The 8269-nt window shown below is 74.0% G+C and carries 8 protein-coding genes; 1 reads left to right on the forward strand and 7 read right to left on the reverse strand.

What is annotated here, in order from left to right:
• Nucleotides 1-4: 4 nt before the first annotated feature.
• From ACFU5G_RS16245 to ACFU5G_RS16270, 6 genes are all read right to left on the reverse strand, one after another.
• The gene (locus ACFU5G_RS16245) at nucleotides 5-802 is read right to left on the reverse strand and encodes an SDR family oxidoreductase (protein ID WP_377246591.1); all 798 of its coding nucleotides are present in this window, start codon (nucleotides 800-802) and stop codon (nucleotides 5-7) included.
• The gene (locus ACFU5G_RS16250) at nucleotides 802-2007 is read right to left on the reverse strand and encodes an alcohol dehydrogenase catalytic domain-containing protein (RefSeq protein ID WP_377246594.1); all 1206 of its coding nucleotides are present in this window, start codon (nucleotides 2005-2007) and stop codon (nucleotides 802-804) included. Before ACFU5G_RS16250 ends, ACFU5G_RS16245 begins: the two co-directional genes overlap by 1 nt.
• A complete protein-coding gene (locus ACFU5G_RS16255) occupies nucleotides 2004-3041 on the reverse strand; it encodes an ROK family protein (RefSeq protein ID WP_377246597.1) in 1038 nt (345 codons plus the stop codon). The genes ACFU5G_RS16250 and ACFU5G_RS16255 overlap by 4 nt, the downstream gene beginning before the upstream one ends.
• A complete protein-coding gene (locus ACFU5G_RS16260; RefSeq protein WP_377246600.1) occupies nucleotides 3017-3694 on the reverse strand; it encodes an HAD-IA family hydrolase in 678 nt (225 codons plus the stop codon). The genes ACFU5G_RS16255 and ACFU5G_RS16260 overlap by 25 nt, the downstream gene beginning before the upstream one ends.
• A gap of 13 nt (nucleotides 3695-3707) precedes the next feature.
• Nucleotides 3708-4901: an MFS transporter gene (locus ACFU5G_RS16265; RefSeq protein ID WP_377246603.1), complete on the reverse strand. Its 1194-nt coding sequence runs from the start codon at nucleotides 4899-4901 to the stop codon at nucleotides 3708-3710.
• 147 nt (nucleotides 4902-5048) lie between these two features.
• Complete coding sequence (locus tag ACFU5G_RS16270; RefSeq protein ID WP_377246607.1) at nucleotides 5049-5783, reverse strand: SDR family oxidoreductase; 735 nt, start codon at nucleotides 5781-5783, stop codon at nucleotides 5049-5051.
• Between the two features lie 146 nt (nucleotides 5784-5929).
• Between ACFU5G_RS16270 and ACFU5G_RS16275 the strand changes: the two genes are divergently transcribed.
• Entirely contained in the window at nucleotides 5930-6613 is a 684-nt protein-coding gene (locus ACFU5G_RS16275) for a 4'-phosphopantetheinyl transferase (RefSeq protein WP_377246610.1), read from the forward strand.
• A 52-nt stretch (nucleotides 6614-6665) separates the two neighbouring features.
• Here the strand turns inward: ACFU5G_RS16275 and ACFU5G_RS16280 are convergent.
• Nucleotides 6666-8269 (reverse strand): FAD-binding oxidoreductase (locus tag ACFU5G_RS16280; RefSeq protein WP_377246613.1); only part of this gene is annotated, 1604 nt, incomplete at its 5' end.

Below are 8269 nucleotides of genomic sequence, written 5' to 3' on the forward strand. Positions count from 1 at the left end.
CATCTCAGGCCGCCCCGGGGGCGGGCAGCGGCGCCGACACGACGTTGGCGTCCGCGGCGACGAGCTCCAGGCCGCCGTCGATCACGAACGACTGGCCGGTGACGTATCCGGCACCCGGGGAGCACAGGTAGGCGATGAGCGCGCCCACCTCGTCCGGGTCGCCCGGACGCCCCGCAGGGAGCGCGGGCCGCACGAGCCCGTGCGGGTCGGTGCCGAGCGGCTGCCCGTTCATCGGTGTCGCGGTCTCCCCCGGCGCGACCGAGTTGACCGCGATCCCGTGCCGGCCGAGCTCGAGCGCCATGACCTTGGTCAGCATCCCGAGCCCGCCCTTGGCGACGCAGTACGACGTGCCGCCGGTGATCGGGATGCGCTCGTGGACACTGGTGACGTTGATGACCCGGCCGCGGATCCCCGCGCCCACCATCTGCCGCACGACCTCCTGCGCGAGGACGAAGGGGCCGACCAGGTCGACGTTCATGACCTGCCGCCAGGAGGTCAGGTCCTCCTCCAGGAAGCTCGCGCGGCGGTTGATCCCCGCGTTGTTCACCAGCACGTGGATCGGCCCGTGCTCGTCGATCACCTGCCGGGCCGCCTCCTGGGTCCGCTCGGGCTCGTCGAGCGGGACGTGGACCGGCGTCGCGGCGGGGCCGTTCCCCCCGGCGACGAGGTCGGACACTTCCCGCGCCGCCCGCTCGTTGGTCCCGTACCCCACCAGGACGCGGTACCCGGCCGCGGCGAGCGCGAGCGCGGCGGATCTCCCGATGCCGGAGCTGGCACCCGTGACGAGAGCGGTCTCGACCATCAGATCTTCTCCTCGTTCCGTCCGGTGGAGCCGTGCCCGGGGGCCGCCGGCCCGGGGGTCGTGAGCTCCGGGTTGACCGTGACGACCAGACGTACGACGAGGCGCCCGTCGATGTGGCGGGACCGCGCCGAGACCATCCGGTTCATCAGGTCCGCCCCACCCTGGAGGTCGGTGCGGTGCGTGATCAGCGGTCGAAGGCCCGCCCCGACCGACACGAGCTCCGCGGCGGACCGGGCGAGCGCCCCGCTGGTGACCCCGCGATTGCCCGTCAGCCGGATCTGCCGGTCGCCCGACTCCCAGACGGTCCGGCGCGGTGGCCAGGGTCCGCCCGTGTTCGCGGCGCGGACGCCGACCAGGTCCACGCCTGGCAGGTTCCGCGGACGTGCGTCGACGGGCACACCGCCCGTGACGTGCACGGCTCTCGTCTCGTTGCGCAGCGGCCCCGCCAGCAGGTCCACGCCGTCCAGCGTCCGGTCCCGGTGCGTGGCGACCAGCGCGTCGAGCCGCTCGCCGCCGACGGCGGCCGGCAGGTCCTCGACCAGCACGTGCGCGATGTCGTGCTCACCCCACCTGGCGACGGACCACTCCAGCCCGCCCGCCGACGTGTGAGCCAGCACGACGCGCGACCACCGACCGCGCGCGGCTCCCCGGACGGCGGCCAGGTTGCCGACCAGCCCGTCGCCGAGGACCACGAGGGTCTCGGCCGTCCCGGCTGTCCCGGCTGTCCCGGCCATCCCGGCCGCCCCGGACTCCTCGGACGCGGCGAGGCAGTCCAGGCCGTAGTCCGTGACCGCGAGCGGCTCGACGAGCGTCGCGGTGGCCGAGTCCAGGTCGTCGCCGATCGGCACCAGGAGACCCGCGGCGACCGCGGACGCGGCGATCCGCACCCGCTGCTGGAACAGTCCCTCGACGTTGTGCCCGAGCAGGAAGTCCGGGTCGCCGGGGTGGGTCGGGTTGACCGTGACGCGGTCGCCGACGGCGAGCCCGGTGACGCCCGGGCCGACGTCCGCGACGCGGCACGCGCCCTCATGGCCCAGCACGGCGGACGGGTCGTCGCGGATCCCCCGCAGCATCTGCAGGTCGGTACCGCACAGGCTGACGGCCTCGGGCGACAGGACGACCTCTCCGGGCCGGGGCACCGGCACCGGCTGGTCGAACACGGCGCTCGCGCCCTGGAAGCGCCGGATGGCGAGGTTCTTGGTCATGGACGGTGATCAGCCTCCTGTGCTCTGGTCACGACGAGTGCTCCCTCGGCGAGGAGCTGGGCTCCGCGCAGCACGTCTGCCCCGGGCCGGTCGAGCAGCCGGACGCGGTGCTCCCAGGCGTCCGCCGGGCCCGCCGCATAGCTCCCGGCGCCACGCAGGTGCCGCAGGAGGGCCGTCCGGTAGTGCCCGCCGACGCCCTCGACGACGCCGCCGCCGATCCCGACGACCACGACCCATGGCTGGATCACCCAGATCGTCCGCAGCACCTCCGCGACGGGCCGCGTCACCACCGCCAGGAGCGTGTGCGCGCCCTCGTCCCCCGCGTCGACCGCCTGCCGGAACCACTCGGTGGTGTAGGCCCCGATGCCCAGGGCTGCCGCCACGCGGGCGATGCCCGGGCCGGAGCTGACCGACGCCACGTGGCCCACGCCCCCGCACTCGCACGGCAGGTGGCCGAGCCCCGCCAGCTCAGGGGGCAGGACGGCGGGGAGGTGGCCGACCTCGCCCTGCAGACCGTTCTCGTCGACCCGGACGGTCCTCGTGCCGAGGTCCGCGATCTTGAGCCCGATGCCGCTGCTGATCGTCAGGTAGCCGGCGCTCGCCCCGGCCTCGCGCGGCACCGCGTCCGCGAAGTCGGCGAGTCCACAGGTCACGTCGTTGAAGACGTGCCAGACGACGTCGGGACGTGCTCGCCGGAGCACGCCGAGGAGGTCGCGGTCCATCAGCCAGTCGCCCCACAGCGGCCCGGACCCACGGACGGTGCCCGTGACGTCGTCCATCGCCGCCCCGAGCGAGACGACGACCTGGCCGCCCGCCGCCGGCGCGACCGAGACGAGGTGCTCCACGAGCCGGTCCACCAGGACGGGTGCGGGCACGCCCGGGTGGTTGATCCGGCTCGGCGCCGGACTGCGCCGCAGGACACCGTCCGACTCGGTCCTGATCCACGTACCACCCACGTCGACCCGGACCGTCAGGGGCCGGACCGGTGAGCGGACAGCCCCGCCGTCGGTCACGACGTCTCCCCGAACCGCCATCGGACTCCCTCCCCCGTGACCTCGAGGTCGGTGAACGAGAGCAGGTCGGGCACCACGACGTCGGCCCCGTGCGCGCCGGGCCCGACACCGACCACCCGTGCCCCGGCGGCCCGGCCGGCGGCCACCCCGACCGCGGCGTCCTCGAGCACCACGCACCGCTCGCACGCCAGGCCGAGACGCGCGGCGGCGAGCCGGTATCCCTCAGGGCTCGGCTTCCCGGAGACCACCGCCTCGGCGGCGACGAGCACGGTCGGCTCCGGGAGACCGGCGGCAGCGAGCCGGGCCCGGGCCACCGGCTCGGGGGCGGCCGTGACGACGGCCCAGCGGCTTGCGGGGAGCCCCGACAGCAGCCGGCGCGCCCCGGGGATCGGTCCGACCCCAGGGGCCGCGAGCTGCCGGCGCTCGACCCAGGCCTCCTCGTGCTCGATCAGTGCGGGGTCGTCGAGGAAGAGCCCCAGGATGTCCCGGGCGGTACGCCCCGGAAGAGCCGCGAGCACCGCGGGGCGCGGCAGCTCGTGGCGGACGGCGACCTCGGACCAGACCTGCTCGATGGCTCCCGCCGAGTCGACCAGGGTCCCGTCCATGTCGCACAGCAGGGCGGCGGCGGACCACTCGACCGTCCCGTGGCTCGGGGCGCGGCGTACCTTCTGCATCGGACGACGCCTCCTAGTGACCCTGGGTGCTCTGTGCGTCCGCGGTCCGTGCCACGGCCCGGCCCCGGTCGCGCAGCAGCTCGGCCGCGGCCAGGAGGAACCCCGCCGCGGCGACGGCGCCACCCGTCAGGACCACGGCCTGCAGTCCGAGCCCGGCCTCCAGGACGCGCCCGCCCAGCCACGAGCCGAGCGTGATCCCGATGTTCATGGCCGCGATGTTGACGGCGAGCGCGAAGGTGGGTGCCTTGATGTCCGCCGCCTGCATCACCCTCGCCTGGAGGCCCGGCAGGATCGCACCGAAGGCCGCGCCGAAGAGGACGAGACCGGCGGCGGCCGTCCAGGGGTTGGCGGCCAGCACCGAGAAGAGTCCCAGGACGAGGGCCAGGGCGCCCAGCAGGCCGCACAGCGCGGGCATCAGCGCCCGGTCGACCAGCCTGCCGCCGACGACGCTCCCTGCGAACGTCCCCACGCCGAACACGAGGAGCAGGGGTCCGACGGCGCCGCCCGGGAACCCGCTCACGTCCTCCAGCAGCGGCGCGATGTAGGTGTAGGCGGTGAACGTGCCGCCGCAGCCGAGCGCGCTGATCCCCACGGCGACCAGGACGCGGCTGCGGCCGAGCGTGCGGATCTCGGCCCGCCGACCGGCGGGCGGATCGGCTCTCCGGTCGGCGGGGACGAGGACCGCCACGAGCCAGGCGGAGATCGCGCCGCACGCCGCGAGCGCCCAGAACACCGACCGCCAGCCGAACTCCGTGCCCAGCAGGACGCCGAGCGGGACGCCCAGGACGTTGGCCATGTTCAGGCCGATCGCCAGCTTGGCGATCACCGACCCCTGCCGGTCGGGCGCGACCGTGCTGGTGCCGACGACCAACGACAGCGCGAAGAAGGTGCAGTGCGTGAGCGCGCTCAGGACCCGCGACACCATCAGGACGGTGTAGTCCTGGGCGAGCGCACCCAGGAGGTTGCTCAGGGCGAACAGCACCATGAGCGCCACCATCACGTGCTTGCGGCGCAGCCCGCTGGCCAGCAGGGTCAGGGCCGGGCCCGCGAGGACCACCGTCAGCGCGTAGGCGCTGACGAGCAGACCTGCCGAGGCGATCGACACGTCCAGGTCGTCCGCGATCCCGGGCAACAGACCGGCGATGACGAACTCCGCACTGCCGATGCAGAACAACGAGAACATCAGAACGGCAACAGCTCGGTTCATGGTGAACCTTCCCCCTGGCGGTGCCCGGCAGACGTTCGGCCGTGGCTGGCCCTGCTCGGCCCTGCTCGGTCTGTGCGAGGACCGCCCGTCCCGCGACACGTGGTCAGGGACGGGCGGTCCTCGCCTCAGGACGGATGGACGTGGACGTCAGGAGAGGCCGCCCGAGGCGCCGATCGCCTGGCCGGTCACCCAACGGGCCTTCTCCGACGCGAGGAACGCCACGACGTCGGCCACGTCCTCGGGACGGCCCATCCGGCCGAGCGGCGTCATCCCGATGATCCCGGCGGCGTTCTCCCGGATCTCCGGGCGCAGGCCGTCGGTGTCGGTGAGACCGGGCAGCACGACGTTGACCGTGATCCCCCGCGACCCGACCTCCTTGGCGAGCGAGTACGTCATCTGCTCCACGGCGGCCTTGGTCGCGGCGTACACGCCGATCATCGGCATCGTGACCCGGGTGTTCCCCGTCGAGATGCTGATGATCCGGCCGTCGTCGGAGACGATCCGGGCGGCGTTCCGCAGCACGAGGAACGAGCCCTTGAAGTTGACGGCCACGGTCCGGTCGAAGTCGTCCTCCGTGGTCTCCGCGAGCGGTGCCACCAGGTTGACGCCCACGTTGTTCACCACGATGTCGAGCCGGCCGAACGCCCGCTCGGCCTCCTCGAAGAGACGTGCGACGTCCTCGGGCACCCCCAGGTCGGCCTGCACCGCGACGGCCTTGCCCCCGCCGGCGCTGATCGTCTCGACGATCTGGTCGGCCGCGTCGGCGCTGGTGCGGTAGTTGACCACGACGTTGGCACCGCGTTCGCCCAGCGCCAGCGCGATCGCCCGGCCGATGCCCCGCGACCCGGCGGTGACGAGCGCGTTCTTGCCCTCAAGTTCCATGGGACCCAGCCTCGGGGCGGCCGGCCAAGGCCTGACCAAGAAGCGCTCAACGCGCGACGTCACCCGGGTGTACGCGGCCGGACGGCGTCCGGGGGCCGTGCCATCATCGGGCTGTCCCTGCCGGCACGGCTCCGAGGCGGTCACGCGTGGTGGAACCCAACGAGTCGTCGGGTCTGGTCCGGCGCGCCGTCGGCCCGGGACCCGTGGTTCGCGAGCTCTGGGGGACCGGGTCGCCGGCGACGCTGACCGCGGCGGAGGCGCGCGCCGTCGCCGCGGCCGTCCCGTCCCGGCGCCAGGAGTTCGCGGCGGGCCGTGCCTGCGCCCGAGCGGCGCTCGAGGAGCTCGGGCACCCCGGCTGGTCCCTGGTGCCCGGACCGCGCCGGGAACCGCGCTGGCCCGCCGGAGTGGTGGGGAGCATCAGCCACTGCCCCGGTCTCGCGGTCGCGGTGACCGCCCGCACGGTCGACACGATCACGATCGGGGTCGACGTCGAGACCGACGCTCCCCTGCCGCCGGGCGTGGCAGGAGACGTCATGGGCACCGGCGAGGCCGCCGCCGTCGAGAGGCTGGCGGCACTGGACGCGGCGACCCCGTGGAGCCGGCTCCTGTTCAGCGCCAAGGAGTCGCTCTACAAGGCGTGGTACCCGCTGCGGCAGGAGTGGCTCGGCTTCGACGAGGCACACGTCGAGCTGAGCAGGGACGGCACGTTCCGCGCACGTATCCTGCGGGCCGGTACGGCTCCGCTCCCCCGGGAGCTCGACGGCCGGTGGGTCCGGGGGAACGGGATACTGGTCACCGCCCTGGTGGTGCCCGCTGACGTTGCCCGCTGAGGGTCCCGCTGCGGAACCCACGAAGGCACCCGCTGCGGCGGACGACCGCTGATCAGCGCCGGACCGACTGCGCGTGCCGGAACACGTCCCCCGGGTCCCAGGTCCGCTTGGCCACCTGGAGGCGGCCGTAGTTGCTCCCGAAGTACAGGGTGTGCCACGGCACCCCGGAGGTGTTCCACGTCGGGTCGCCGAGGTCCTTGTCGGGGTAGCCGATGTAGCACCCGTCGGTCACGTCGTCGGAGGCCGGCACGCCTCCGGTCGCGGAGTACACGTCGGCGTAGGTGGTCCGGACCCAGTCGACGACGGCGGCGTCGTCCGCCTGCTGCTCCCAGAGGCCGATGTACTGGAGCTTCATGATCGAGTCGCGCGCGACCGTGGCGGTCGCGCCGGGGCTGACGGTGTTGATCTGGCCGCCGTAGGAGGAGATCGTCACGAGCGTGGTGCCGTTGGCCGGACCGGGCACGGACAGGCTCCGCCAGAGGGCCGCCACCTGTGCGGGCGGAAAGCCCGCCCGCATGTAGGCCGACTTGATCTTGAAGCGCATGACCGTCGGGTTCGCCGGGCTGAACCCCTCCCACTGCAGGGCGTGGTGCCACGGCCGGCGCATCGCGGGGGCACCCTGCGCGGTCCCGACGCCGGCCGAGACGGCCGCGACGAACCGGTCGAGCACCGCCTCCGCGTCCGGGACGGACGCGTCCAGCTGGACCGACAGCGCCACCACCCCGGCGCTCGCGTGGAGCAGCTTCAGCTGGGCGAACAGCCCGCTCTCCGGCGTGCCGGGGCCGCTGTTGGCCTCGTGCCAGGACCCGAAGTTGGTGACCAGCCGCAGGAATGTGCCCTCGTCGAGGGTGTCCCACGGCCACACCACGGTCCGGAGGAGCACCTCGGCCGGCGGCCGCGGCAGCCGCTCGGCAGCGACGTCCGGGGAACGGAACAGGTACCGGGTGGCGATGCCGAAGCTCCCGCCCCCGCCTCCCGTGTGCGCCCACCACAGGTCGCCGAGGTCGCCGGTGTCGTCACGCGTCGCGAGCACGAGACGCGGGTTGCCCGAGGCATCGACGACGACGGCCTCCACCCCGTACAGGTGGTCGGCGGTCAGGCCGAGCCGGCGGGACTGCGGCCCGTAGCCGCCGTTCGGCAGGAAGCCGCCCATCCCGACCGAGGGGCACGACCCCGCCGGGATCGTCCTGCCCCACGCCTTGAACAGGGACCCGTAGACGGAACCCAGCGAGGCACCGGGCCCGACCGCGAACGCGCCGTGGTTCTCGTCGTAGGAGACGGTGGCCATGCGGGACAGGTCGACCAGGTCCCTGACCTCGCCGTTCGCGACGAAATCCTCGTAGCAGTGCCCCCCGCTGCGCACCCCGAGCCGGCGTCCGCCGCTCACCGCCTCGCCGACCTGGCGGACGAGATCCGCGGCGTCGGCGGGGAGCAGCACCCGGTCGGGCGACCCGGCGAACCGCTGGTTGGCTCCTCGGACGAGGCTCGCGTACCGCACGTCCCCCGGCCGTACGACGACGGATCCGGTCCTGGCGGGCGACACGACCCGGCCGACGGCCGGAGGTGGCGCGGCGGGCATGCGCGGGCGACCGATCAGGCCCCCTGCCGCGCCGGCCAGGATTACGGGCCGCGTGGGGTGTTTCATAAAGCAACCGA

Source organism: Promicromonospora sp. NPDC057488 (assembly GCF_042802395.1).
Classification (GTDB): Bacteria; Actinomycetota; Actinomycetes; order Actinomycetales; family Cellulomonadaceae; genus Promicromonospora.

Bases quoted from the DNA above. Each gene is read 5' to 3' on its own strand.
- ACFU5G_RS16260 (WP_377246600.1), bottom strand. From the start codon at position 3,694: ATGCAGAAGGTACGCCGCGCCCCGAGCCACGGGACGGTCGAGTGGTCC.
- ACFU5G_RS16245 (WP_377246591.1), bottom strand. From the start codon at position 802: ATGGTCGAGACCGCTCTCGTCACGGGTGCCAGCTCCGGCATCGGGAGA.
- ACFU5G_RS16255 (WP_377246597.1), bottom strand. From the start codon at position 3,041: ATGGCGGTTCGGGGAGACGTCGTGACCGACGGCGGGGCTGTCCGCTCA.
- ACFU5G_RS16250 (WP_377246594.1), bottom strand. From the start codon at position 2,007: ATGACCAAGAACCTCGCCATCCGGCGCTTCCAGGGCGCGAGCGCCGTG.
- ACFU5G_RS16270 (WP_377246607.1), bottom strand. From the start codon at position 5,783: ATGGAACTTGAGGGCAAGAACGCGCTCGTCACCGCCGGGTCGCGGGGC.
- ACFU5G_RS16265 (WP_377246603.1), bottom strand. From the start codon at position 4,901: ATGAACCGAGCTGTTGCCGTTCTGATGTTCTCGTTGTTCTGCATCGGC.